Below are 24,721 nucleotides of genomic sequence, written 5' to 3'. Positions count from 1 at the left end.
CGCTGTTAATGCGAATTGATCGCAGTTTCAAGCACTACACGGATGGGCGAGCGGTTTACCTCACCCTTGTTTGCAAATATTTTGTTATGGCGCCTGATGGGAACCTGTCAGTCAGCCTGATGAAGCACTGGTCGCCAGGCACTCCTTGGCGCTCTTCTTCAATTTCTTGATCAAGCGTTCCTGGCGCAGTGCTTCGCCTTTGCTCGCACATTGCTCGGTATACACCAGCGCAACGGCCGGGCTGGAGAGGAAAAACCGCGCGCCCTTGCCGCTTTGATGAGTGGCGAACCGGCGCACCGGGTCATTGCTGATGCCGCAATACAGCGAGCCATTGGCGGCGCGCACCAGGTAGACGAACCAGGGTTTGGATTCAGGCGTGTTCACGACGGGATTCGGCACTGTACAGAAGCACCCAGCTTATCAACGACCGGCCTGGAATGCCTTCAAACCTTTGCGCGCCTGGGCGCGTACGGCGTTTTTCACCAAGGGCGTCCAGCCCAGTAACAGGCCCTTGGTGCCCAACGCCTGGCGCGACCAGCGCCACAGGTCGAAATGGTCGTGATGCTCGCAAATCCTGCCGTCACGAAACACGAAGCGCGCCTGAATATCGTTGACCACCGTATTGCCGGTTGCGCTGAACAGGTAGGTCGCCACCCAGTGCGCGCTGCCCGCGTTGCCCTCGCTGCGCACGTTGTCAAAGGTCAGGGAAAAATCCTTGGCCCGAGTGGTGAGCATGCGCCACATGTCGCCGGCGTCCTGCCCGCGCAGTTCGCCGAAGGCCGGATCGCTGAACACCACGTCCTGGGTATAACAGGCGGCCATGGCTTCGGCATCCAGGCGCTGAAAGGCGCTATAGAACTCAGTGATCAGGGCGTTATGGGCATCACTCATGGGCAGTTTTCGCAGGATGAACAGGGATGCCGAACGATAGTCCGCGTAACACGAGAATGCCATTGCTTTCTACGGCACCATTCCCGTATCGCGCGCATAAGCAAACAAATCGACATCCGTCGAAATACTCAAACGTTGCATGGCCGTGCTTTTCTGCTTGCTGATGGTGGAAATACTGCGGTTGACCTGTGCCGCAATCTGGCTGACTGTCATGCCGCTGGCCAACATTCGCACCACCTCGCGTTCCTTGTCGGACAATTTAGGCTGCCCGGACTGGTCGCCCACCCCCGACTCCACCAACTGCAAGCGCAGGGATTCGCTGGTGAAGGTCTGGCCCGCACACACGGCCTTGATCGCCTGGGGCAACTCCTTGGCCGAAGCACTCTTGGCGACCACGCCGCGCACACCATGGGAAAAAGCTGCACGCAAGATGGCGATGCTGGCGAACATCGTCACCACAATCACCGGCACCTGCGGATACTGGCGATGCAGCAGGCCCAACAAACCGTAGCCATCGGCCTGCTGGCCGCCTGGCATGGCGAAATCCGTGACCAGCACGTCGCACGGGGTTGTGCTCAACACGTCAAGCAACTGATCAGGACCTTCGGCCTCACCGACCACTGTGCATCTTCCATTCGCCTCGATCACGACCCTTTGCCCGATGCGAACAATAGGGTGATCGTCAGCAATAATTACTCGAAGCATAGGTACCCACGAATGATTGCAACTTGAATCAGCGCAAAATACCTCCGCCGGCAATCATCAACAACAGCTAACAAAGCGTCACTTGCAGCCACGCCCAATGTTCTGTACTAGCTAAATTTTTGCCTACAAAACAACAGGAAAACACCTACAGTCAAAACCAGCTCACTCGGAAACGAAAAGCCCTTGCAGGCGCGGATTCAGAGACGGGACAAGTATTCGAGATAAACGCACAAACGTGCCTGGAACAGCTCCAGTTGCACCGAGTGGGAAGCAACATCGCCGGACTGGACCTGCTCGATCAATTGCGTGGCAGTGGACTCAAGGTCGCTGCCGCCCAGAAATACCAGGCTACCCACCAGGCGATGCAGGCGTTCGGCAGCCAGTGAGGCGTTGCGCGTTGAACAGGCTTGGCGCAAGACGCGATAGTCTTCCCAGGCTTCCACCAGCAGGCCTTCGAGCAGCTGATCGACGATCGCGTCGCTGCCAAACGTCGCGACAAGCGTGGCGCGGGTTGGCCAGCCAGGGGCTGGCGCAGTCTCCTGGCCGGCTTGCGGAGCATCACTGCCAGGCAGCCAGTGCATCAGCACGGCGTGCAATTGTTCCAGGGTCAGTGGTTTGAGCAGCCAGGCATCCATGCCCGCTTCGCGACAGCGCCGGGGGGTATCGTTTTGCAGATTGGCGGTCAAGGCAATGATCGGTACTCGCCTCAATCCGTGGTCGTGCTCATGCTGGCGAATGGCGCTGGCCATGCTGTAACCATCCATAAACGGCATCTGGCAATCGCAGATCACCAAATCAAAGGGCCGGCGGGTAAACGCCTTCAGCCCCATGAACCCATCGGCGGCCAACTCGTACCCCAGGCCCAGCTTCTGCAACATCCAGCCCAACAGCAGCCGGTAGGCTGAATGATCCTCCACCACCAGGATATTCATGTGCTGCCAATGAAGCGGGGGGACAACCGGCAGATCTGGTTTGCGGCTCGCTCCTGGGGTTGAACCTTGCGGCGAAACCATCACTCCCTCTCCATGGCTATTGATCCAGCGGCAACCTGTGACACTGATGCAATCGCCATGGGGGCCCTATGCAGGAATGATTGCCTAATCCTTTTGGGCGTTATCGACCAGAAACAGATAACCTTTTGAGTGATTGAAAGCCGATACAACAACTACGAAAAAGCCACTATCCACTGGCAGCGCACTGGAGTGGCGTGCCATGCAGGCACTGTCGAAAGTGTCTGCCTTCAGACTTTCTCGCTGGTGACGTTTACGTAGCGTGCACGACCGGCGCCAAGGCCCGCGATAATCGCGCCGAGTCCGATCACGGCGAAGATCCAACCGATCGCCGCCCAACCGCCGGTCCAGTCATGCACCAGGCCGACCGCAAACGGGCCCATCGACGCGAGGGTGTAGCCAATGCCCTGGGCCATGCCTGACAGGTTGGCGGCAACATGGGAATCCCGGGAGCGCAGCACGATCAAGGTCAGCGCCAGGCTGAAGGTACCGCCCTGCCCCAGGCCCAGCAGTATCGCCCAGCCCCACAGGCCATCGAGTGGCGCATACAGGCAACCGAACAGACCGCCGAGCGTCAGCAGCATTACCACCACGATTGCCAGGCGCTGGTCCTTGCCGCGTGTGGCCAGCCACGGCGCGGCCAGGGAACTGAACAACTGCAGGATGATCGAGCCCGACAGCGCCAGCCCGGCCTCGGTGGCGCTCAGGCCGCGGCCGATCAGGATCGATGGCAACCAGCCGAACACGATGTAGGCCAGGGAGGATTGCAGGCCCATGTACACGGTGACCTGCCAGGCCAGCGGGTCGCGCAGCAAGCCCTTGACCCGGTAAGCCACCTGATGGGCGCTGTGTTTCTGGCCGACCTGGGGAAACCAGAACAGCGCCGCCACCAGGGCCGGGACCATCCAGAAGCCCAGGCCGATGGCCCAACTGCCCGCGAAATAATGGCTCAAGGGCACGGTCGCGCCAGCAGCCAGGGCCGCGCCCAGGCACAGGGCCATGGAGTAGACACCGGTCATGGCGCCGGCCTGCCTGGCGAAATCACGCTTGACGATGCCCGGCAGCAACACACCGATGATGCCGATGCTCGCACCGGCCAGCAGACTACCGGCGAACAGCCCGAATTCCCCGAGAGAACTGCGCAGGATGATGCCGCCGGCGAGTGTCAGCAGAATCCCCAGGACCACGCGCTCGGCGCCAAAACGCCGGGCCAGGATCGGCGCCAGCGGCGCGAACAGCCCCAGGCACAGCACCGGCAAGGTGGTCAGCAAACCGGCCCTGGCCCCCGACAAACCCAGGCTGGCGGACACTTCGCTGAGCAGCGGCGACAGGCTCGACAACGCCGGGCGCAGGTTCAACGCCACCAGGACCAGGCCGAGCAGCAACAGCCACGGCCGGCTGACCACCGGCTCGTGCTGCTGGACCAGCTCGTCGTCGGCTTCGGCATCGATCAGCAGTTCTTCCAGTTCGGTTGCACGTTGCTTGTTTGGGGCTTCAAGGTTCATTGATCAACTGCCGGCAGAGGGATTTGGCGCGTTCCGGGTCTTGGTGTTCCACGGCGTCGAGCAGGGCGATATGCAGGTCGAACACGGCCTGGCGACGCGGCGAGGTGTTCAGGGTCTGGCGCAGTTGGGCACCGACGATGCTTGAAAAATAAAGGTACAGCTCGCTTAGGGCTGGGTTGTGCGCCGCGTCCACCAAGCGTTGGTGGAACACCAGGTCGGCGCTGATGTAGGCCTCCAGTTCACCGTGATACAACGCGGCGCTGGCCTGGAGGGCTTGGCGTAGCGCGACGAGGTCGTCATCGCTACGGCGCAACGCCGCGAGCCCGATGGCTTCCACTTCGAGGATCTGCCGCGTTTCCTGCGCCTGTTCCAGCGAGCAATGGGACAACGCACGCATCGCCCCCAGCGGGTCGGTCATCGAACGCAAATAGCTGCCATCGCCCTGGCGGATTTCGATCAAGCCGGAAAACGCCAATACACGCATGGCCTCTCGTACGGTGTTGCGGCTGATGCCTAGCTCGGCGGAGAGCTCCGGTTCGGTGGGCAGGCGTTCGCCGATGGCCCATTTTCCTTCGGTTATGCGCCAGCGCAACTGCTCCAGGGCTTGGTCCACCAGGGAGCGTTTGATCAACGGGGCGATGTCTGTCATGAGCTTTACGCTTTCGTCCAATCATAGGATGAATTTTCCTACAGCCTATTCGGAGTTGCCTACAAAGGCAACGCACTAGGATTTTCAGGCAGGAAAAAGAACAGAATTTTCGATTGGTAAAATTACCCTCAGAGGGTAATTATTGGACTCAGGTGTCTTATGGAAAAGTACACACCTCATTACGATCTGGCGGTGATCAAGGCGGATGTCAGGCGGCTCGGAAAGCGGGCCTTTACGCTCGCGGCAAAGGAAACGGGTTGGCGTCTCGGCCTCGACATCCCTGAGATGCAAGAGGTCATTTTCGAATTGCAAAACAGGATGTTGTACAAATCAATGACCACCTATGCCGATCATCGGGTGTGGCAGGACGTGTATCACATCAATTCACACGGTCTGGAGATTTACATCAAGGTCACTTACTGCTCAGTCGGTAACCCTCCAGTGATCTCCTTTAAGAAGAAGAGCTCATGAGAACTCAACATTGCTTCATCTGCGGTGCACCCGACGCTATGACGCGCTTCGAAAACCGCAGCGAAACCCTGCGTGTCAACGGTATGGAGCGGCGTGTCGATAATTTGTCGGGTTGGGAATGCCAGCAGTGTGGGGACGGCATGCATGATCCTGACAGCGCTGAGCGCCACGGCGCGGCCGGTGATGAACTCGTCCACGCCGCACGGCAAATGATCGGCACCGAAATGAAACGCATCCGTCGCAAGCTGCACCTTACGCAAAAGGAAACGGTCGAGCTGCTATCCGGTGGCGGTCACAACGCTTTTTCACGCTACGAGCGCGGCGAGCTTCTGCCCTCCAAACCCTTGGTGCTGCTGATGCGGCTATTGGATCGATACCCGCACTTACTTGCCGATGCCAGAGTATTGGCCGAGGGCGCTGACATGCGGGGATTCAGCCACACCATCAATACGGACCGGGAAGCGCTCAAGGCCTCCTGAACCCTCTAAAAAAACAAACCCGGCCAGGCCGGGTTTATTTTTTCAAGCATCCATCAATGCAGAATCTGGCTCAAGAACAACTTGGTCCGATCGTTCTGCGGGTTGTCGAAGAAATCATTCGGCGCCGCCTGTTCTACGATCTCGCCCTTGTCCATGAAGATCACGCGATTGGCCACGGTGCGGGCAAAGCCCATTTCGTGGGTCACGCACAACATGGTCATGCCGTCTTCGGCCAGGCCGATCATGGTGTCGAGTACTTCCTTCACCATTTCCGGGTCGAGGGCCGACGTCGGCTCATCAAACAGCATGATTTTCGGCTTCATGCACAGCGCGCGGGCAATCGCCACGCGCTGTTGCTGGCCGCCGGACAGTTGCCCCGGAAACTTATGCGCCTGCTCCGGAATGCGCACGCGCTCAAGGTAGTGCATGGCGATTTCTTCGGCCTTGCGCTTGGGCATCTTGCGCACCCACATCGGCGCCAGCGTGCAGTTCTGCAAGATGGTCAGGTGCGGGAACAGGTTGAAGTGCTGGAACACCATGCCGACTTCACGGCGGATCGCCTCGATCTGCTTGAGGTCGTTGGTCAATTCCACGCCATCGACCACGATGCGGCCCTGCTGGTGTTCTTCCAGACGGTTGAGGCAGCGGATGGTGGTGGACTTGCCCGAACCCGACGGGCCGCACAGCACGATACGCTCGCCCTGCTTGACGTTGAGGTTGATGTCTTTCAACACATGGAACTGGCCGTACCATTTGTTGACGCCCTGCATCTGGATAATGCCTTCAGGGCTCACAGGCTGTTTGATCGCTTCGCTCATCACATCAACTCCTAACGCTTGTGGCCTGTGTCGAGCTTGTGTTCCAAATGAATGGAATAGCGCGACATACCAAAACAGAAAATCCAGAACACCAGGGCGGCGAACACATAGCCTTCAGTGGCCATGCCCAGCCATTTCGGGTCGGCGGCGGCTTGCTTGACGCTGTTGAGCAGGTCGAACAGGCCAATGATGATCACCAGGCTGGTGTCCTTGAACAACGCGATAAACGTGTTGACGATCCCCGGGATCACCATCTTCAAGGCTTGCGGCAGAATCACCAGGCCCATCGAACGCCAGTAGCCGAGGCCCATCGCTGCGGCCGCTTCGTACTGGCCCTTGGGAATCGCCTGCAAACCACCGCGCACCACTTCAGCCACATAGGCCGACTGGAACAGGATCACGCCGATCAACGCGCGCAGCAGCTTGTCGATGCCCATGCCTTCGGGCAGGAACAACGGCAGCATCACGGAGGACATGAACAGCACGGTGATCAACGGCACGCCGCGCCAGAATTCGATGAAGGTCACGCAGACCACACGAATGGCCGGCATGTTCGAACGCCGTCCCAGCGCCAACATGATGCCCAGGGGCAAAGCGCCGGCGATGCCGACGGTGGCGATTACCAGGGTCAGCATCAGGCCGCCCCATTGGCTGGTCGCCACGTTGGTCAGGCCGAAGATCCCGCCATGCAGGAGGAAGAACGCGATGATCGGGTACAGCACCAGAAAGCTCAGGCCGTAGACCGCCTTGCGTTGAAAACGCGAGATGAACAACGGCGCCACGCCGACGATGGCCAGCCATACGGTGAGGTCCACGCGCCAGCGCAGGTCGCCGGGGTAGTAGCCGTACATGAACTGCCCGAAGCGCTGTTGGATGAACACCCAGCAGGCGCCCTCCTTGGTGCAATCGGCGCGCGTGGTGCCGACCCAGTTGGCGTCGATGATCGCCCAGCTCAGAATCGGCGGCACCACCAGGTAGATCAGGTAGAACGCCAACAAGGTCAGCAGGGTGTTGAGCCAACTGGAAAACAGGTTGGCGCGCATCCATGCCATCGGCCCGAAGACTTTGCTCGGCGGCGGCATATCAGGTTTGAACGTATGCGAACTCATGCAGGTTTCCTCACCGCTCGATCAGCGCAATGCGCTTGTTGTACCAGTTCATCAGCAGGGAAATGCTGATGCTGATCGCCAGGTACACGCTCATGGTGATGGCAATGACTTCGATGGCCTGGCCGGTCTGGTTGAGCACCGTGCCGGCAAACAGCGAAACCATTTCCGGGTAACCGATACCGGCGGCCAGCGACGAGTTTTTCGCCAGGTTCAGGTATTGGCTGGTCAACGGCGGAATGATCACCCGCAACGCTTGCGGGATGATGACCTTGCGCAACGTCGGCCCGGGGCGCAGGCCCAGGGAACGCGCCGCTTCGGTCTGGCCGTGGCTGACGGACTTGATACCCGAGCGCACGATCTCCGCGATAAACGCCGCGGTATAAACAGTCAGCGCCAGGGTCAGGGCCAGCAGTTCGGGAATCAGGACCCAGCCGCCGACGAAGTTGAAACCTGAAAGCTTCGGCATCTCCCAATGCAGCGGCACGCCGAAGACCAGCGCGCACAGCGTCGGGATCACGATGAACAGCGCCAGGCCCGCCCAGAACTTGTGGAAGGGTACGCCGGTGGCTTCAAAGCGCTTGTTGGCCCACCGCGCCATCAGCACGATTGCCACGATGGCCACGACCACACTGATCACGAACGGCCAGAAACCGTCGGCGGCAAGCGCCGCCGGCATGTTCAAGCCACGGCTGCTGACGAAGAAGGTGTCACCGAAGTTGTGGCTGTTGCGCGGCCCCGGCATGGTCAGGAACACCGCGAAATACCAGAACAGGATCTGCAGCAACGGCGGAATGTTGCGGAACACTTCCACGTACACCGTCGCCAGCTTGTTGATCATCCAGTTGGGCGACAAGCGTGCCACGCCGATGATGAAGCCGAGCAGGGTCGCCAGCACCACGCCGATCACGGTCACCAGCAAGGTGTTGAGCAGGCCGATCACAAAGACGCGGGCATAGCTGTCCGATTCGGTGTAGTCGATCAAATGCTGCGCGATGCCAAAGCCGGCACTGCGCTCAAGGAAGTCGAAACCCGAGGTAATACCCCGGTGCTGCAGGTTGGTCTGGGTGTTATTGAAGAGGTACCAGCCCAGCGAGACCACCGCCACTATCGTGATGATCTGGAAGAGCCACGCACGCACTTTGGGATCGCTGAAGCTGAGCTTCTGCTTGGGTGCGCCGATTTGATTTTGCATGAAGTGCCCCGAAAAGAATGGAACAGAACATCACCCGGCGGTTGGCCCACCGGGTGACAGAACCATCAGCGATCAGCGCACAGGGGGTGCGTATTGAATGCCGCCGGCGTTCCACAGGGCGTTCAGGCCACGGTCGATTTCCAGCGGGGTGCTCTTGCCCAGGTTGCGCTCGAACACTTCGCCGTAGTTACCGACTTGCTTGACGATCTGTACGACCCAGTCTTTCTTCACTTTCAGGTCTTTGCCGTATTCGCCGTCAGCACCGAGCAGACGCGCGACGTCCGGGTTCTTGGTGGACTTGGCTTCAGCTTCGACGTTTTTCGAGGTGATGCCGGCTTCTTCAGCGTTGAGCATGGCGTAGCCAACCCAGCGCACGATGGCCAGCCACTCGTCGTCGCCATTACGCACGACCGGGCCCAGCGGTTCCTTGGAAATGGTTTCCGGCAGAACCACGTAGTCCTTCGGCGCGGCCAGCTTGCTGCGCTGGGCGAACAGTTGGGACTTGTCGGAGGTCAGTACGTCGCAACGCCCGGATTCCAGCGACTTGGCGCTTTCATCGGAGGTGTCGAAGGTGATCGGGGTGTATTTGAGGTTGTTGCCACGGAAGTAGTCGGAAACGTTCAGCTCGGTGGTGGTACCGGCCTGGATGCAAATGGTTGCACCGTCCAGTTCCTTGGCGCTCTTGACGCCCAGCTTGTTGTTAACCAGGAAGCCGATGCCGTCGTAGTAGGTGATGAAGCCCGGGAATTTCAGGCCCATGCCCGCATCGCGAGAGCTGGTCATGGTGGTGTTGCGCGACAGGATGTCGACTTCGCCCGATTGAAGCGCGGTGAAACGCTCCTTGGCGTTCAACTGGCTGAACTTGACCTTGGTTGCGTCACCGAAAACGGCGGCGGCCACGGCGCGGCACACGTCAGCGTCGATCCCGAGGATCTTGCCGCTGGCATCCGGCACCGAGAAACCCGGCAGGCCGTCACTCACGCCACACTGCACGAAGCCTTTCTTCTGCACGGCATCCAGGGTGGCGCCAGCTTGGGCAAAACCACTGACACCCAATACAGCGGCCGCGGTCACGATGGCCAGGGTGGATTTCAATACCTTCATTCAAACCTCCAGTTGCTCTTGTTGTGTCGGAGCTCCAACCTCAGCGCACCCTTATGAGGCGATATCGACCCGTGTTGGCTTTTTTTGGGGTCGAGCAGCATGAGATTTTTGCGGTAATTCCAGTTGCTTTCCCACAAGCGGCAGTCACTGATAGTGTTACCGCCCTAGGAGAGTTCTGACATCGACCTACACATAGCAAGGCCCGTACCAGAGTGCTGGCTGAGTCGCTGACGGCGATGTTCAATGGCAAAAGATTCACCCTTGCGACATTCTCTTAACAGATCAACCTGTCGCGCACCGTTCCGACGCACTTAATCGGAGCGCCCGCACAGCTATGGAGCAGACATGACCGAACCCTTGATACTTGAGCCCGCCAAGCCCGCAGATGCCTGTGTTATCTGGCTGCATGGCCTGGGCGCCGACCGCTACGACTTCCTGCCGGTAGCCGAAATGCTGCAGCAAACTTTACTGACCACCCGCTTCGTTTTGCCCCAGGCGCCCACCCGTGCGGTGACGATCAATGGTGGCTACGAGATGCCGAGTTGGTACGACATCAGGGCCATGAGCCCAGCCCGTTCCATCAGCCTGGAAGAACTGGAAGCGTCGACCACAATGGTCACGGATTTGATCGAGGCGCAGAAGAGAACCGGGATAGACGCTTCGCGGGTTTTCCTGGCGGGCTTTTCCCAGGGCGGCGCAGTGGTTTTCCACACTGCGTTTAAACAATGGCAGGGCCCGCTGGGTGGCGTGATCGCCCTCTCCACCTACGCGCCAACCTTCGACGATACGCTGGAATTATCCGCCAGCCAGCAACGCATCCCTGTCCTGTGCCTGCATGGCCAGTATGACGAGGTGGTGCAAAACGCCATGGGCCGCAGCGCCTACGAGCATTTAAAGCACCGTAGTGTCACCGTGACATGGCAGGAATACCCAATGGGCCACGAAGTGTTACCCGAAGAGATACGCGATATCCGCACCTGGCTGACCGAGCGCCTGCGCTGAAACCCGCGTTGATGTAGTTGTATGACAGACGCACTACGCCGCGCCCGATTCTTGCATTACACTGGCCGGCGTACATTCCTTAACCAATTAATGAGATGACCGTGCTCAAAGCACTCAAGAAGATGTTCGGCAAAAGCGAGGCTGAGCCGCTCGCGCCTGTTCCCAGTGCTCCCGCTCCCAAGCCCGGCAACCGCAATGACGCTAGGCAGCCCGAGCGGATCGCACCTGCCGCCGCACCGAAAACAGCCTCGGTGACAGCGCCCGAACAGGCCGAGCCCGCAGAGATCGTCGCCGTGCCTGTCGCCAAACCACGCCGCGAACGCGCGCCCAAGCCGCCCGTTACGCCGTGGAAACTCGAAGACTTCGTCGTCGAGCCCCAGGAAGGCAAAACCCGTTTCCATGACTTCAACCTGGCCCCGGAACTGATGCACGCCATCCAGGACCTGGGCTTCCCGTACTGCACGCCGATCCAGGCGCAGGTGCTGGGCTTTACCCTCGCCGGCAAAGATGCTATCGGCCGTGCCCAGACCGGCACCGGCAAGACCGCCGCGTTCCTGATCTCGATCATCACCCAACTGTTGCAAACGCCGCCGCCGAAAGAGCGCTACATGGGCGAGCCGCGCGCGCTGATCATCGCCCCTACCCGGGAGCTGGTGGTGCAGATCGCCAAAGACGCTGCCGACTTGACCAAGTACACCGGCCTCAACGTGATGACGTTCGTCGGCGGCATGGACTTCGACAAACAGCTCAAGCACCTTGAGGCCCGTCATTGCGACATCCTCGTCGCGACCCCAGGCCGCCTGCTCGACTTCAACCAGCGCGGCGATGTACACCTGGACATGGTCGAAGTGATGGTGCTGGACGAAGCCGACCGCATGCTCGACATGGGTTTCATCCCACAGGTGCGTCAGATCATTCGCCAGACCCCGCCAAAGGCCGAGCGCCAGACCCTGCTGTTCTCCGCGACCTTCACCGAAGACGTGATGAACCTCGCCAAGCAGTGGACCACCGACCCGTCCATCGTCGAGATCGAAGCACTCAACGTCGCCAGCGAAAACGTCGAGCAACACATCTACGCCGTCGCCGGTGCCGACAAGTACAAGCTGCTCTATAACCTGATCAACGACAACGGTTGGGAGCGGGTGATGGTATTTGCCAACCGAAAGGACGAAGTGCGCCGCATCGAAGAGCGCCTGGTGCGTGATGGCGTCAACGCCGCGCAACTGTCGGGCGACGTGCCGCAGCATAAGCGCATCAAGACCCTGGAAGGCTTTCGCGAAGGCAAGATCCGCGTGTTGGTGGCCACCGATGTGGCCGGCCGCGGGATTCACATCGACGGCATCAGCCACGTGATCAACTTCACCCTGCCGGAAATGCCGGACGACTACGTGCACCGCATTGGCCGCACCGGCCGTGCGGGTGCGGCGGGCGTTTCGATCAGCTTTGCCGGGGAAGATGATTCGTATCAGCTGCCGTCGATCGAGACGCTGCTGGGGCGCAAGATCAGTTGCGAGACGCCACCGACGCATCTGTTGCGGGCTGTGGAACGTAAGCACCCGTAAGGAACATGCCCCTGTGGAGCGAACTCGCTCCACAGGGCGCCACGCCGGCAAACGCTGGCACTACCCCCGATACAATTCCCCCATGATGGGCTGGCGAACGCGCGACGCCTCGTCTCTGAATGCCTGGTAGTAGCCGGCACTGCCGCTCGGCATATCGACCAACCGCCTAACAGCAGGTTGCGATTGGGGCTGGGTCGAAGCAGCCCCGCCATCCCCGCCCCCCTGCGATGCGGGTGTGACCGGCGAGAAGAATCTACTTTCGATCGAGCGACCAAGGTTAGTAAACCTCAACACCGCCCGCGTAGCCCCGAAAGTCTGGCTGAATCGGGTGATGCCGGTTTTATCAGTGAACTTGTAGGTTAAGCCCACCATACGCTTGCCTGCGGCGGATAGCGCAGTGCCGATGGGTGCGTCTTTCAGTGTGCCGACACCTGAAAACTTTGCAGCAGCAGAACTGTAGGCCATATGCGCCGAGGTATAGGCCCCCGCCACACTCACTGCCAATGAGGCCAAAGAGAATCCGAAGGATGCCCAACCAAGATTTCGGATGTGGCCCGAACGGTCCCACCCCATGGCTTTGTCGACCTCGGCAATAGCCATCGCGGTGACACTCAGCGTCCCGCTTACAACACCAAGCCCCGCCCCGACGACAAGCGCTGTCTTGGAGGCGATCACCCACGCCGCTGCGGCTGCCGTAGTCGCAACGGCAGTCGCAGCGGCTGCGGCGCCCGCCCCGGCCAAAGCTCCCGTAGCGGCTGGCACCGCCACCGCCGTCGCCGTCGTTAGAGCCGCTGCGAGTCCCGTAGCAATAGACGCTGCCCCATACACCGCTACCGCTCCCGCAAGAGCAACTGCCCCAAACCCCAGTGTTACTACCGCCAGCGCCAACGCAACGCCGGTCAACGCCCACTTCAACCAACTAGGCCACAACCCACTGGGGTCCATCAGGTTAATCGGGTTACCGGCACAATAGGCGTAGCTGTTGATCCCTCCCTCATCAAACGGACTCAACGAATCGGGCTGCAAGAACATCATCAAGTCTGGATCGTAGGCACGCTGACCGTTGCCCAGGAAATACAGGTTGATCGCCGCATCCAGCCGCTGGCCGTTGAATGCAGGCAGTTGCAAATCGGCCATGGTGCGGGGTTTACCGTCATCCAGAGGGATCTGCGTATCACCATAAGGCGTGTAGTGGCGACCCACAGGTGCCTGGCCCGGGGACGAAATCCCGCGGACGCTGCCGGCGGCATCGTTCATATGCAGTTGCGGGCCTTCCACCCCGCCAGTACGCGCCATCACCTGGTCCGCACCGTCGAAGTAGCGAATCTTCCTGCTGCCTTCAACCAGGGTATCAAGGCGGTCCCCGGCGTATGCCAGCATCACGGGCGGCTCATTGCTGCGGGCAGCGACGACCTGCCGGGCTTCGGCATCGTACCGATAGCTATAATTGAAGGCATTGGCCTGCACAGCAGTCAGTTGCTCGAAACCATCATAGGTATAGGCCTGGCCTGCAGGACTCGCCTGCAAGTTGCCGGCGGCATCATAGGCCGCTGTGAAACTCTGTACCGGAAGCGTGTGGGTCAGGCGGGTCAGTTGGGTGGGGTCGGCGCCGGTGAAAAAACGCTCGCACGTATCTTGGGTGCCATCGGCAAAAGTGGTCACTACCCGTGTGATGTTATTGAGGTTATCAAAGCTGAAGTCTTGCCCGGTGATGGCACGCCCCAGTCGATCCTTCGGATGTTCAAGGCCTTCACAGCGGTAGGTTCTAAGTCGCAGGTAGGCATCGTAGGCGAAGGTTTCACCGATCACCACCTGCGAACTTGCATTCCGGAGAAACCGAGTCGCCAACATACTGTTGGTGTGATAGGTGCTGCTCATCACCTGCAACAGCGCGCCGTTTTGCTCAAAGCGGCGCTCGGCTTCCCGCCCCAGCGAATCGTAGGACACCTTGGTAACGACTCGCGTATTGTCATAGGCGGTGGTCAGGCTATCGGGTCGGCCCAACGTATCGTAGGACTGTTCAATGACCATGGGTCCGGTGGTCATCCGGGAGAATCGTCCGTGGGTATCGTACTCAAGTAGGCTGCTCTGGCCATCGGCAGCCGTTTGATGAAGCAGGCGCCCTGCCGGGGAATAGCTGTACTGCGCGGTCAAGGTGGTGCCGCTGGCGGTTTGAACGTCCTTTTCGGTATGGCCGTTGGCATCCAGAAAGAACTCATGGATAAGGCCATTGGTCTCCGAACGGGTCAACGCTCCGTTAATCGGGTCATGCCGATAGGTGCTCACGGGGAGCCCTGTCATCTCAATCCGACTCGCTACATCCAACTCCTTGTCATAGGTCAGGCTCTGACGAACTCCACGGGGGGTCACCATGGCGATCGGCTCGATCCACCCCGCCTCATACTCCCAGGTCGTAGCCTGCCCCGTCCCTCGCGCCTGGCTGGTCATTCGGCCCAGGCTGTCGTAAGTGCGCGTCCCCAGCCGCCTGCCATCGACTGTAATCGCAGTGGCCAGTTCAGCGCTGGTACCTGGGGCATAGTCCGTTTTGCGCAGCCGCTGCGGGGTACCATCTACCGGTTTTTGAAGAACCGTCTGCAGTCGGCCAAACGTATCGTAGGCATATTCAGTACTGTTTTTGTTGACGTCCAGTACCGACAGGCATCGGCCCAGGCCATCGTAGGTGCGCGACTCCACTTCGACTTTATTATTATTGGCGTCCAGCCGTTCCACCTTTATCGGTTGGTTATGCGCATTGAAATAGCTCACCAGCCGCTCACCGCCTGCAACGCCTTCCTCTGTTTGATTCAGCAGCGGGTCGTACTCATTGATCTCGACGCTGCCATCAGAACGAGCCACACGGCTGGCATTGCCCCAACGGTTGTAGGAATGGGTGCTCTTCAGTGAAATCTGTCGGTCGGCCAGGTAATCGAAATTGACCGTCTCCACGGTTTGCCCAAGCGCGTCATACCGCCACGTTGCGGTGGCACGCTCCTGGTCCTGGTTCGGGCCAATCAGTTGAGCCTCGGATACCTGACGACCAGCGCCGTCGAAGTAGGTAATGGCCTTGTTACCTTGTGCATCCGTGGTGATCAGATGGGCCCGTTTAGCCTGCGTCGCAAAATGGTAGGCATAGCGTCGACTCGCTTGCAGTGGTTTTCCAGGGGAAACCGTTTCTTCCGTCAGCCGGCCGCTTATATCAAACGCCAAGGCGAGAGTGCTGCCACCGTCTCGCGCCATCGACAGCAGGCGTCGATTGAGCAGCGAAAGCGTGCGTACCGCCTCAAGCCACTGCCCCTCGCGCCCCGTCAGGCGTCGGGTTTCCACAAGATTGTCACCTGTAACGGTGTAACTGAAATCACTGACCAATACCTGCCCGTCGACCGTACTGATGCTGCTCTTCAGCCGGCCAGCCAACTCGCCGGGGGTTTCGTAGTAGCTTTGCTGCATCGAAAATACACCGGCCTGGCTGCTCGACTGCTGCAGAACAAAGTAACTGCTGCCCGTCTGCGGCACGCGGGTATGGGTGTACTCCGTGAGCACGGGTGCAGGCGTGCCTCCCACAGGTATGAGGCGCTCTTGCTTGAGGTAGCGCGGGAATAAATTATGAGGGTCAGCCGGGCACTTGCCGCTCTCGCCGGCAATCGGGTAATAGGTGTATTCGGTGCGAATCCCGGATGCCTCGGTGCGGCTTAGTTCGTTGCCGTAGTCGTCTGTCTCGATCTGCTGGATTTCTTCACGCGCCGTGCCACCGGCCACCAGTTCATAGCGCTTGGTGATGGTTTTCGGCAGTTGGAGGTTGGGGGGCTGGGCGGGGAACAGGCCGGGGACCACGTTATAGGCGATGGTAGTCTTGGCCCGCGTACCTTCACGCAATACCGATTCTTCGGTCAGCAGGTGGAACTTGTTGTAGGTGGTACAGGTAACGGTCAGCACGGCATTGTCATTTGCCGAGTCGATGACTTGCTCCTTAGTCCAATAGTCATAGGCGCCGCCAATCAGATACAGATTGTCCTCCCCTTCATGAAAACCAGCGGAATAGGGGAACCCGGTAAAATTTGTGCCAGAACTATAACTATAAGTCCGGATCATGGGAGGTTGATTGGCACCTGGGGTTTGCGTCCAACTGGACACCCGAGGGATGAACTGGTTATTGCCATATTGATGGCCGTTCTCGGTGTAGCTGATCCGTTCATCCCCGCCCATAGGCAGTTGCATCCGCTCGATCGCCACCAGGCCATTACGAAACGGTGTCCGGTAGGTAAATTGATAGGCCGCGATCTCAGGTGGGCCACTACGGTCATAAGGTGCGGTAACACTGGTGAGGCGAGCATTGGTCTGAGTAAACCGCATGCGCGCGTAACGACCACCCTCCACTCGCGCATCAGCCGTTTGCAGGGCTCCACTCGCATAGGTCAGCACCAGCAACTCTTCCTGCTTGTGATTGAGAACCCGCTCGAGAGCGCCGCCCGCGGCGTAGCGGAAGGTGAACACTTCACCATTTTCGAATCGTATGGAAGTGATCCGATAAGGGAGTGTGCTGCTGGTACGCTGCAAAACTTCGACAGTGCCATCCCGATAAATCACATGGAGTGTGGTTTCATCTGTGCGTCTTACTACCAGATCTTTAAGTTTTCGATCTTTGAACACCATCACGCCGCCAACTGAAGGCATACCTTGTGTTTTAAACTGCTCGCCGCTGAGCAAGGTAAGTTGGGCGTTGCTGAGATCAAACTGCGTATTACTCAGCCGCCAACCCAATCCATATGGCGTACTTTCAGAGCTGAGCATGGAGAATGACAAAACAATGCTGCGACTGACTTCAATAGGCCCTTGAGGGGAGAATTGCGCCAAACGGATCTGGCATCCATATTGACCTGTACGCGGATCGACTGAACCGCTTAAGTACGAGGAAAAATTAAATGCATTGGAATAGACATTCATGTCAAGCTCCTGCGCTCAAGAAAAATCACGGCAATTTAATCAGTTCTCATAATCCAACAACTCAATATTATTTCCACGTCGTTGCATCGTATATGCATGCATGCAACCATAATTATCCAGCAGGCGCCAAGGTGTTCTGGCGTCTCCCTCAGGCATGCCTTTCTTACCGGAAACCCACATCGCACGCATAATCGTATTTACTCGATTAAATGGCACTCTGTGAGTAGGATCTGGCAATGTTCTGTGAATATCATAAATCTTAGGATTTGCTCCAGGGATATCGTGCCCTATGACGACGCCAACCTTTCTATAATGCTTGTCAGCTCTATGAACGAAGGTTGTCTGAAAGTATATTCCCTCATCAAAGAGCCACATAGGTGAGTCCAGCCCCATTTGGGAGACAAACTTCAATCCCGGCGGTGGCAGCCAATACCAAACATCAATATCGGTATCCGTACTAAACTCCCAATAAGCATGATCCACAGTACGTACAAGATCAGCAACCCTTACTCGAAATGGTTGCCGAGGCGAAATATGCACCCAACTATCGAAATTGATTTCAGCATCAGAAAAGTTTGTAGTATAAACCTTGCCATCTATAACGATTCTGGCCATTAACCTTCTGGCCTCCATTGAGGCGCCCGTCTCTAAACGCATAAAACGATCAATTATCTCTATAGCATTCGGCAACCCCATTTTTTGCGTAATTTGCTCCTCTGCCTCATCCCCTTTTCCGCCTTCTACACTTCGATTCCACAGTCCGATCTCATATATATTTCGAGCTGTATCGCACGCCCACCCGGCAGGCAAAGGCTCATTCGCATTAGCCGAATACAGCGTGATCGTAGCACTGTCTTTCTCATCCGCCCGTGGCCGTACTTCCTCCCAAAGTCCATCAACTCCTTCCTGCTCCACACTGAGTTCAATAGAAACTTTGCATTGGTGGCGGCTATTGGCATATAGCGCATCAGTTGTATCCTGGCCATTGGTAAGGATGATTTTTAAGTGTCTAGGCCGCCGTTTCAATTGAACGGGTTCGACTGTCAGGCGGTTACCACCTTCAGCAGGCACAATCTTGAACGCATGAGTCGTTCCGAAATTATCTCGCAGGTACCATCTACTCTGTGTATCGCGCTGCGGAAGGTCCGGTATCGGAGTAGTAAGTTTAACGGCGCACATGACGCGACTATTCAATCGTCGAACAATCGGATTTACATTCGGATCGACTGACGGAAGATTCTGGTGGATCATATTCAAACGCAATTCTTCATCGGGTCGGTGTTTGAAGACGCCCCCTTTGAATATTCCCGCCAAACCATAAGACGTTTGAAAAAAAGTCCCTTCATTTGGTACCTGCAACGGCTCGACCAATCCATAACTATGAACAAAATACAAGCCGTTCACACCCTCCCAGTAGTACATATCCACATCAACGGCATACGCACTCAAAGCGTCGTAGTCAGTTATCAAGTCAAGTTCTGTAGAGAGCAATACGGGCGGCGCGACGGGAGCAATAAACACCGACGACTGAAAGTCAGTCGGGTATTCGGAATAGCTACGGGTGACGCCTTCGCCATCCAACATAATGGTTGCCATTAACTGTATAGGTTCAAGTGATGAAATCTCCTCGACGCGCACATATCGGCGGATAATTTCTATACGCGGATCAACAATAACACTATTTGGCCCAGGCCCGCCTGGTGCTTCCCCCGTGCGATTCCAAAGCCCTGAATCGTATTCATTTTTCTCGGTATCGAAGGCCCACCCGACCGCTTCACTTTGATCCACCGACATTAATACAGGTACGATTTTTATACTAGCGCGCTCGCTATCAGTTAACGCGACATTGTTCCATGAACCCAGCCTCCCTATAACCTCTTTTAAAACTTCAACAACAATTTCAACCTGATGATGCCCATTGGCATACAGCGCATCCGTATAGTCGGTACCGTCAGCAAACCTGACTTTAAAGTGTGAAAGTCTCATATTATTTGATTGTCTGATCATTTTACTCTCCAAAACTCAATATCAGCCGACGCACAGAGACTGGTCAAAATCAATTCGATTGAGAAACATCACACACTTAAATGCGGGGTGTTTAAGGAGATTAGAGATCAATAAAAAAACAAAGGTAACTGTCAGAATTGACAGTCAGATAGATCAAATCGAAATAGTTTAATAAGGCGTCATAATCGTAAACACCAGCGATGGCTACTTATTTATGCAAGCACCACCGACTGAAAGTCAGGCTTTCCAACGATCCGCCGCCACATGATCACTGTCCCGCCCTTCCACCCAGCGCGGCCCTTCACTGGTGTTTTCCTTCTTCCAGAACGGCGCGCGGGTCTTCAGGTAGTCCATCACAAATGCACAGGCATCGAATGCGGCCTGGCGGTGGGCGCTGGCGGCGGCTACAAAGACAATGGGCTCGCCGGGTTCCAGGGCACCGATGCGGTGCAGCACCTCCAATTTGAGCAGCGGCCAGCGTTGCTCGGCCTCGACGGCGATCTTGGCCAGGGCCTTTTCGGTCATGCCGGGATAATGCTCCAGGAACATCCCCGCCACTTCGCGGCCATCATTGAAATCGCGCACATAGCCGACAAAGCTCACCACCGCGCCCACGCCCACATTGGCCGCATGCATCGCGTTGACTTCGGCGCCGGGATCAAAGGCTTCGACCTGCACACGAATGGCCATGTTCAGCCTCCGGTCACGGGTGGGAAAAAGGCGACTTCATCACCGGCCTGCAACGGCTCGTCGAGGGAGCACAGCTCCTGATTGCGGGCGCACATCAGGCTGGTCTCGTTGAGCACTTCAAAACCCGGATCCCCAGCCAATGCAAGGCGCACCGCGTCGACGGTCGCGAAGTCACCTTCCATCTCCAGCGAATCCAGACCGATCGCTTCGCTGTAGCGCGCAAAAAACAATACGTTGATGCTCATGCCTGGTCCGCCTTGAAATGCCCGCTTTTACCGCCAAGCTTTTCCAGCAGGCGAATACTTTCGATGGTCATGCCCCGGTCCACGGCCTTGCACATGTCGTAGATCGTCAGCGCCGCGACGCTGGCGGCGGTCAGGGCCTCCATCTCCACGCCGGTCTGGCCGGAGAGTTTGCAGCGCGCCAGGATGTACACGGCGTCGGCGCCTTCGGCACGCAGTTCGACCTTGACGCCGGTAAGCATCAGCGGGTGGCAAAGAGGGATCAGGTCGCTGGTTTTTTTTGCCGCCTGGATCCCGGCGATGCGGGCCACGGCGAACACGTCGCCCTTGGGATGGGCGCCGTCGACAATCATTTGCAGGGTTTCGGGCAACATGCGCACCCGCGCTTCGGCCACCGCCTCACGGAACGTCATGGCTTTGTCGGTGACGTCGACCATGTGGGCGCGACCTTGGGAATCTAGATGAGTCAGCACAGCGATACTCCTGATCAGGAGCAGCGATTGTAAACCATGTGGGAGGGGGCTTGCTCCCTCCCACATTGACCGCGTTTACAGGTGTGATTCGGCGTATTCGGCCAGGATCGAACGTGGCACCCCTTGCAGCGCGATGTGCACGCCGTTCGGGAAGTCTTTGAAGCGTTCCGTCAGGTAGGTCAGCCCGGAGCTGGTCGCGGACAGGTAAGGGGTGTCGATCTGTGCCAGGTTGCCCAGGCACACCACTTTGGAACCGGCGCCGGCACGGGTGATGATGGTTTTCATCTGGTGCGGGGTGAGGTTCTGGCACTCATCGATCAGGATCAGGCTTTGCTGGAAGCTGCGGCCTCGGATGTAGTTGAGGGATTTGAACTGCAATGGCACTTTGCTGAGGATGTAGTCGACGCTGCCATGGGTGTTTTCGTCATCCATGTGCAAGGCTTCGAGGTTGTCGGTGATCGCCCCCAGCCACGGTTCCATTTTTTCCGCTTCGGTGCCGGGCAGGAAGCCGATTTCCTGGTCCAGGCCCTGCACGCTACGGGTGGCGATGATGCGGCGATAGCGCTTGGTCACCATGGTCTGCTCGATAGCAGCCGCCAGGGCCAGGATGGTTTTGCCGGAGCCGGCGGCGCCGGTCAGGTTGACCAGGTGGATGTCCGGGTCGAGCAGCGCGTACAGCGCCAGGCTCTGGTAGATATCGCGCGGTTTCAGGCCCCAGGCTTCCTGGTGCAACAGGGGTTCCTGATGCAGGTCGAGGATCAGCAGCTTGTCGACCTGGATCTCTTTGATCCAGCCCACGAAGCCCTGTTCGTCGACGATGAATTCATTGATATGCACGGCCGGCAGGTTGTCGATCAATTGCACCTGGTGCCAGGTGCGGCCATGGTCCTGGCGGGTTTCGACCTTGCTGACGCGGTCCCAGAACGAGCCGGTCATCATGTGATAGCCGCGCGACAACATCGACACGTCATCAACCAGTTGGTCGGTGCTGTAGTCCTCGGCCGCGATCCCACACGCTCGGGCCTTGAGGCGCATATTGATGTCTTTGGTCACCAGCACCACGCGCAGGTCCTTGTCGCGCGCATGCAGGTCGATCAATTGGTTGATGATCTTGTTGTCGTTGAGGTTTTCCGGCAGCAGGCTGTTGGGCTCGTTGCGCTTGCTCATCAGGATCGACAGCAAACCCTTGGGCCCGCTTTTGCCGCGCTGGATCGGTACGCCGACTTCAACGTCCTCGGGCGAAGCTTCACCCAGGGTCTTGTCGATCAGGCGGATGGCCTGGCGGCATTCGGCGGCGACGCTGTGATGGCCGCTTTTGAGTTTGTCGAGCTCCTCCAGCACGATCATCGGGATGGCGACATGGTGTTCTTCAAAGTTAAGCAGTGCGTTTGGATCGTGAATCAGTACGTTGGTATCAAGCACATAAAGGATTGGCTGGTCGGAAGAAGGGGTGCGTCCATGATCATCCATACTCGGTCACCTTTGTGGGAGCCAGTCGACGCAATACCTGGGCGGTGCTGCGCCTCGATTCGACCACCGACCGCAGCTTGAGTGACGTCAAGCGCGGTGCCCACATGAGGAGTCTTGGAAGACGCCACCTGTGTTGCAGGGTTCGGCGATCTGACTTCGTAATACCGCAAAACCCATGACAGGAAAAAGCACTTTGACGCTTTTTTGAAGTTTATTTTTCAGGATGACGAATAGCACTAGCCGAGTACCAGGCAGGCCGTTAAAGTCGGAAGTCCGCCTGCTGCGAAATGTCGCAGCAAATTACCCCGAAAATGCCTCTCGCCCAACAGGGCCGGGCATTTTCAGCGAAATGCCTCGCGACACTCCTGCCAACCCAGGCCACTTTGCGCCGTTGCCTGCAACAGCAGCGGCAATGCCACTCGCGCCTTGTCCTGGGTGTCGTGAAACACAATCACCCCTTTGCGCCACAACAGCATCAGCGTCAGCACCCGTTGCGCCGATTCCTCGGCCTTGAGCTTGCCCGGATCGTCCTGGGAATCGATATCCCACAATGCCACTTGCAGACCTTGCGCCTGAAAGAACCCCTGGCTGTCCGCACGGCGCTGCCCGTAAGGCGGCCGGAACAGCGGCACATAGTTTTCCGGCAGCAGGTTCTGCACCAACGATGCGCTGCGGATGATCGAGTCTTGCCAGTCGACCCAATGGCTGTGGGAGCGATATTGCCAGCCCTGGCTGCCCACGCACTGCCCCTGGTACAGCGCCTGCACATCGGCGGCCGAGCTGCGTTCCACACGGGTCTGCAGGCTGCTGCCGAGGGCGAAGAACGTAGCGTTCATCTTTTGCTGGCGCAGGTAGTCGGCGAGCCAGTCGGTATTGCCACCGACCGGCGCCGGCCCGCCGTCGAAGGTCAGCAGGAACATCCGGTCATTAAGCTCGTCACCATTGCGTTCATGGTCACCAAAGCGCGCGACTTCGCTGCTGATCTGCGGCAACAGCGCGGCCTTGCGCAGCAGTTCATCCAGATAGCGCCCATGGAACTGCCGGCTGGGGGCGGCCCAGCCTATATAGAAAGAGTTGTCACTGACTTCGAATTTGCCGGCCTGCTCGCGCAGGTCATCGATGTTTTCCACCAGATAGCAGAACGAGGCGTCCTGCTCGCAGCTCTGCTGGGCAAAGTCGTAGTTCTGGAGCAAACGCTGCCAGAGCTGGCGGCGCAGGTCGTCGATGGCCGCCAGGTTGATGTTTTTCAGCCCCAGGCGTTGCTTGAGCGCGGTTTCGTCCTGGGCTTCGCTGAGGATCAAACCATGGGCAAACATCAGGATTTCCGCACGCGAGGCGACGTCGAACAGCGCCGGGCTGCCGAGTTTTTCCGGCCAGGTGGCGCGGTCGAGGCTGGCGACATCAACCGGCGCGGCCTGCACATTCAGGCACCACAGGCACGCCGTCACAAAAAGCGCTAATCGCACTTGGGGTCTCCCTCTCCAGAGTTGCCGGCCATCATAGCGGATCGCGCCTATCACCATCATAGGTGGAGTCAAACTGCCCCAACCCCTAGAATCGCAGCCACGCTACACGCCACGATTTCTGGAGCCAACTTCATGCTGATGGTGATTTCCCCCGCCAAGACCCTCGACTTCGAGTCCAAGCCGGTAACCCCGCGCTTCACCCAGCCGCAATACCTTGATCATTCCCAAGAACTGATCGAGCAACTGCGCGAACTCAGCCCGGCGCAGATCAGTGAGTTGATGCACGTGTCGGACAAGATCGGTGGCCTCAATGCCGCCCGTTTCGGCAGCTGGACGCCCGCTTTCACGCCGGCCAATGCCAAACAGGCGCTGCTGGCGTTCAAGGGCGACGTATACACCGGCCTCAACGCCGAAACCTTCAGCGACGCCGATTTCAGCTACGCCCAGGATCACCTGCGCATGCTTTCCGGCCTGTATGGCCTGCTGCGCCCGCTGGACCTGATGATGCCGTATCGCCTGGAGATGGGCACCAAACTCGCCAACGCCCGTGGCAAGGACCTCTATGCCTTCTGGGGCACGCGCATCAGCGAGTGGCTCAATGAGGCGCTGGCCGAACAAGGTGACGATGTGCTGCTCAACCTGGCGTCCAACGAGTATTTCTCGGCGGTCAAGCGCACGGCCCTGAATGCACGGGTCATCAACACCGAGTTCAAGGACCTGAAGAACGGCCAGTACAAGATCATCAGCTTCTACGCGAAAAAAGCCCGGGGCATGATGAGCCGGTTTGTGATTCAAGAGCGGATCAACGACCCGGCCAGGCTCAAGCAGTTCGATGCGCAGGGTTATCGCTTCAATGCGGAGCAGTCCAAGCCGGACAACCTGGTGTTTCTACGCGATCACGCACCGGAATAAGGCCAGCCAGGCACTGAATTACA

Annotated in this window: 22 protein-coding genes; 5 read left to right on the top strand and 17 right to left on the bottom strand. The window is 58.2% G+C overall.

Annotated elements, in window-relative coordinates:
• Positions 1-111: 111 nt before the first annotated feature.
• The 6 genes from C4J84_RS05145 to C4J84_RS05120 form a co-directional block, all read right to left on the bottom strand.
• Positions 112-384, bottom strand: a complete 273-nt coding sequence (locus C4J84_RS05145) for a GIY-YIG nuclease family protein (protein WP_124361413.1) — start codon at positions 382-384, stop codon at positions 112-114.
• 36 nt (positions 385-420) lie between these two features.
• Entirely contained in the window at positions 421-891 is a 471-nt protein-coding gene (locus C4J84_RS05140) for a nuclear transport factor 2 family protein (protein WP_124361412.1), read from the bottom strand.
• Positions 892-960: 69 nt separating this feature from the next.
• Positions 961-1,596 (bottom strand): response regulator transcription factor, encoded by a 636-nt coding sequence (locus C4J84_RS05135; protein ID WP_124369725.1) that lies wholly within the window; start codon positions 1,594-1,596, stop codon positions 961-963.
• A gap of 197 nt (positions 1,597-1,793) precedes the next feature.
• On the bottom strand, positions 1,794-2,609 hold the full coding sequence (locus C4J84_RS05130) for a response regulator (RefSeq protein WP_124369724.1): 816 nt from the start codon (positions 2,607-2,609) through the stop codon (positions 1,794-1,796).
• Between the two features lie 227 nt (positions 2,610-2,836).
• Positions 2,837-4,111 (bottom strand): CynX/NimT family MFS transporter, encoded by a 1,275-nt coding sequence (locus C4J84_RS05125; RefSeq protein WP_124435018.1) that lies wholly within the window; start codon positions 4,109-4,111, stop codon positions 2,837-2,839.
• Positions 4,101-4,760, bottom strand: coding sequence for a FadR/GntR family transcriptional regulator (locus C4J84_RS05120; RefSeq protein WP_124406339.1), 660 nt, complete (start codon positions 4,758-4,760; stop codon positions 4,101-4,103). The genes C4J84_RS05125 and C4J84_RS05120 overlap by 11 nt, the downstream gene beginning before the upstream one ends.
• 159 nt (positions 4,761-4,919) lie before the next feature.
• Between C4J84_RS05120 and C4J84_RS05115 the strand changes: the two genes are divergently transcribed.
• Both C4J84_RS05115 and C4J84_RS05110 read left to right on the top strand, forming a co-directional pair.
• On the top strand, positions 4,920-5,231 hold the full coding sequence (locus tag C4J84_RS05115) for a type II toxin-antitoxin system MqsR family toxin (protein WP_124428742.1): 312 nt from the start codon (positions 4,920-4,922) through the stop codon (positions 5,229-5,231).
• Positions 5,228-5,710, top strand: a complete 483-nt coding sequence (locus tag C4J84_RS05110; RefSeq protein WP_124369720.1) for a type II toxin-antitoxin system MqsA family antitoxin — start codon at positions 5,228-5,230, stop codon at positions 5,708-5,710. The genes C4J84_RS05115 and C4J84_RS05110 overlap by 4 nt, the downstream gene beginning before the upstream one ends.
• 53 nt (positions 5,711-5,763) lie before the next feature.
• Here C4J84_RS05110 and C4J84_RS05105 read toward each other — a convergent pair whose 3' ends face one another.
• The 4 genes from C4J84_RS05105 to C4J84_RS05090 form a co-directional block, all read right to left on the bottom strand.
• Positions 5,764-6,528 carry an amino acid ABC transporter ATP-binding protein gene (locus C4J84_RS05105; protein WP_003171943.1) on the bottom strand — a complete coding sequence of 255 codons (765 nt, stop codon included), beginning with the start codon at positions 6,526-6,528 and terminating at the stop codon, positions 5,764-5,766.
• 11 nt (positions 6,529-6,539) lie between these two features.
• Positions 6,540-7,637, bottom strand: a complete 1,098-nt coding sequence (locus C4J84_RS05100; protein ID WP_124361406.1) for an amino acid ABC transporter permease — start codon at positions 7,635-7,637, stop codon at positions 6,540-6,542.
• A gap of 10 nt (positions 7,638-7,647) precedes the next feature.
• Positions 7,648-8,829: an amino acid ABC transporter permease gene (locus tag C4J84_RS05095; RefSeq protein WP_124435017.1), complete on the bottom strand. Its 1,182-nt coding sequence runs from the start codon at positions 8,827-8,829 to the stop codon at positions 7,648-7,650.
• Positions 8,830-8,901: 72 nt separating this feature from the next.
• Complete coding sequence (locus C4J84_RS05090) at positions 8,902-9,933, bottom strand: amino acid ABC transporter substrate-binding protein (protein ID WP_048723770.1); 1,032 nt, start codon at positions 9,931-9,933, stop codon at positions 8,902-8,904.
• Between the two features lie 345 nt (positions 9,934-10,278).
• Here C4J84_RS05090 and C4J84_RS05085 point away from each other — a divergent pair, with 345 nt between their 5' ends.
• On the top strand, positions 10,279-10,935 hold the full coding sequence (locus C4J84_RS05085) for an alpha/beta hydrolase (protein WP_124435016.1): 657 nt from the start codon (positions 10,279-10,281) through the stop codon (positions 10,933-10,935).
• A gap of 95 nt (positions 10,936-11,030) precedes the next feature.
• Positions 11,031-12,497 carry an ATP-dependent RNA helicase RhlB gene (gene rhlB, locus C4J84_RS05080; RefSeq protein ID WP_124435015.1) on the top strand — a complete coding sequence of 489 codons (1,467 nt, stop codon included), beginning with the start codon at positions 11,031-11,033 and terminating at the stop codon, positions 12,495-12,497.
• 60 nt (positions 12,498-12,557) lie between these two features.
• On the opposite strand, the gene C4J84_RS05075 is transcribed toward rhlB, so the two are convergent.
• The 7 genes from C4J84_RS05075 to C4J84_RS05045 all read right to left on the bottom strand — a co-directional run bounded on the left by C4J84_RS05075 (position 12,558) and on the right by C4J84_RS05045 (position 23,786).
• The gene (locus C4J84_RS05075; RefSeq protein WP_124435014.1) at positions 12,558-17,438 is read right to left on the bottom strand and encodes an RHS repeat-associated core domain-containing protein; all 4,881 of its coding nucleotides are present in this window, start codon (positions 17,436-17,438) and stop codon (positions 12,558-12,560) included.
• A 39-nt stretch (positions 17,439-17,477) separates the two neighbouring features.
• Positions 17,478-19,445, bottom strand: a complete 1,968-nt coding sequence (locus tag C4J84_RS05070; RefSeq protein WP_124369717.1) for a hypothetical protein — start codon at positions 19,443-19,445, stop codon at positions 17,478-17,480.
• A gap of 237 nt (positions 19,446-19,682) precedes the next feature.
• Entirely contained in the window at positions 19,683-20,135 is a 453-nt protein-coding gene (gene moaE / locus C4J84_RS05065) for a molybdopterin synthase catalytic subunit MoaE (RefSeq protein WP_124369716.1), read from the bottom strand.
• A gap of 2 nt (positions 20,136-20,137) precedes the next feature.
• Positions 20,138-20,380, bottom strand: coding sequence for a molybdopterin converting factor subunit 1 (moaD, locus tag C4J84_RS05060; protein WP_124369715.1), 243 nt, complete (start codon positions 20,378-20,380; stop codon positions 20,138-20,140).
• Positions 20,377-20,850: a cyclic pyranopterin monophosphate synthase MoaC gene (gene moaC / locus C4J84_RS05055; protein WP_124369714.1), complete on the bottom strand. Its 474-nt coding sequence runs from the start codon at positions 20,848-20,850 to the stop codon at positions 20,377-20,379. The genes moaD and moaC overlap by 4 nt, the downstream gene beginning before the upstream one ends.
• A gap of 75 nt (positions 20,851-20,925) precedes the next feature.
• A complete protein-coding gene (locus tag C4J84_RS05050; protein WP_057724660.1) occupies positions 20,926-22,320 on the bottom strand; it encodes a PhoH family protein in 1,395 nt (464 codons plus the stop codon).
• Positions 22,321-22,661: 341 nt separating this feature from the next.
• A complete protein-coding gene (locus C4J84_RS05045) occupies positions 22,662-23,786 on the bottom strand; it encodes a polysaccharide deacetylase family protein (protein WP_124369713.1) in 1,125 nt (374 codons plus the stop codon).
• A gap of 132 nt (positions 23,787-23,918) precedes the next feature.
• Between C4J84_RS05045 and yaaA the strand changes: the two genes are divergently transcribed.
• Entirely contained in the window at positions 23,919-24,698 is a 780-nt protein-coding gene (yaaA, locus tag C4J84_RS05040; RefSeq protein WP_124365907.1) for a peroxide stress protein YaaA, read from the top strand.
• The last annotated feature ends 23 nt before the right edge of the window (positions 24,699-24,721 follow it).

Origin of the sequence: Pseudomonas sp. R11-23-07 (genome assembly GCF_003852295.1) — a bacterium.
GTDB lineage: Bacteria > Pseudomonadota > Gammaproteobacteria > Pseudomonadales > Pseudomonadaceae > Aquipseudomonas.
The sequence above is the reverse complement of the archived record's forward strand: the minus strand, read 5'-3'. Positions and strand labels throughout refer to the sequence as shown.

Coding starts and splice junctions, on each gene's coding strand:
- C4J84_RS05140 (WP_124361412.1), bottom strand. CDS start 891: ATGAGTGATGCCCATAACGCCCTGATCACTGAGTTCTATAGCGCCTTT.
- C4J84_RS05135 (WP_124369725.1), bottom strand. CDS start 1,596: ATGCTTCGAGTAATTATTGCTGACGATCACCCTATTGTTCGCATCGGG.
- C4J84_RS05130 (WP_124369724.1), bottom strand. CDS start 2,609: ATGGTTTCGCCGCAAGGTTCAACCCCAGGAGCGAGCCGCAAACCAGAT.
- C4J84_RS05125 (WP_124435018.1), bottom strand. CDS start 4,111: ATGAACCTTGAAGCCCCAAACAAGCAACGTGCAACCGAACTGGAAGAA.
- C4J84_RS05120 (WP_124406339.1), bottom strand. CDS start 4,760: ATGACAGACATCGCCCCGTTGATCAAACGCTCCCTGGTGGACCAAGCC.
- C4J84_RS05115 (WP_124428742.1), top strand. CDS start 4,920: ATGGAAAAGTACACACCTCATTACGATCTGGCGGTGATCAAGGCGGAT.
- C4J84_RS05110 (WP_124369720.1), top strand. CDS start 5,228: ATGAGAACTCAACATTGCTTCATCTGCGGTGCACCCGACGCTATGACG.
- C4J84_RS05105 (WP_003171943.1), bottom strand. CDS start 6,528: ATGAGCGAAGCGATCAAACAGCCTGTGAGCCCTGAAGGCATTATCCAG.
- C4J84_RS05100 (WP_124361406.1), bottom strand. CDS start 7,637: ATGAGTTCGCATACGTTCAAACCTGATATGCCGCCGCCGAGCAAAGTC.
- C4J84_RS05095 (WP_124435017.1), bottom strand. CDS start 8,829: ATGCAAAATCAAATCGGCGCACCCAAGCAGAAGCTCAGCTTCAGCGAT.
- C4J84_RS05090 (WP_048723770.1), bottom strand. CDS start 9,933: ATGAAGGTATTGAAATCCACCCTGGCCATCGTGACCGCGGCCGCTGTA.
- C4J84_RS05085 (WP_124435016.1), top strand. CDS start 10,279: ATGACCGAACCCTTGATACTTGAGCCCGCCAAGCCCGCAGATGCCTGT.
- rhlB (WP_124435015.1), top strand. CDS start 11,031: ATGACCGTGCTCAAAGCACTCAAGAAGATGTTCGGCAAAAGCGAGGCT.
- C4J84_RS05075 (WP_124435014.1), bottom strand. CDS start 17,438: ATGAATGTCTATTCCAATGCATTTAATTTTTCCTCGTACTTAAGCGGT.
- C4J84_RS05070 (WP_124369717.1), bottom strand. CDS start 19,445: ATGATCAGACAATCAAATAATATGAGACTTTCACACTTTAAAGTCAGG.
- moaE (WP_124369716.1), bottom strand. CDS start 20,135: ATGGCCATTCGTGTGCAGGTCGAAGCCTTTGATCCCGGCGCCGAAGTC.
- moaD (WP_124369715.1), bottom strand. CDS start 20,380: ATGAGCATCAACGTATTGTTTTTTGCGCGCTACAGCGAAGCGATCGGT.
- C4J84_RS05050 (WP_057724660.1), bottom strand. CDS start 22,320: ATGGATGATCATGGACGCACCCCTTCTTCCGACCAGCCAATCCTTTAT.
- yaaA (WP_124365907.1), top strand. CDS start 23,919: ATGCTGATGGTGATTTCCCCCGCCAAGACCCTCGACTTCGAGTCCAAG.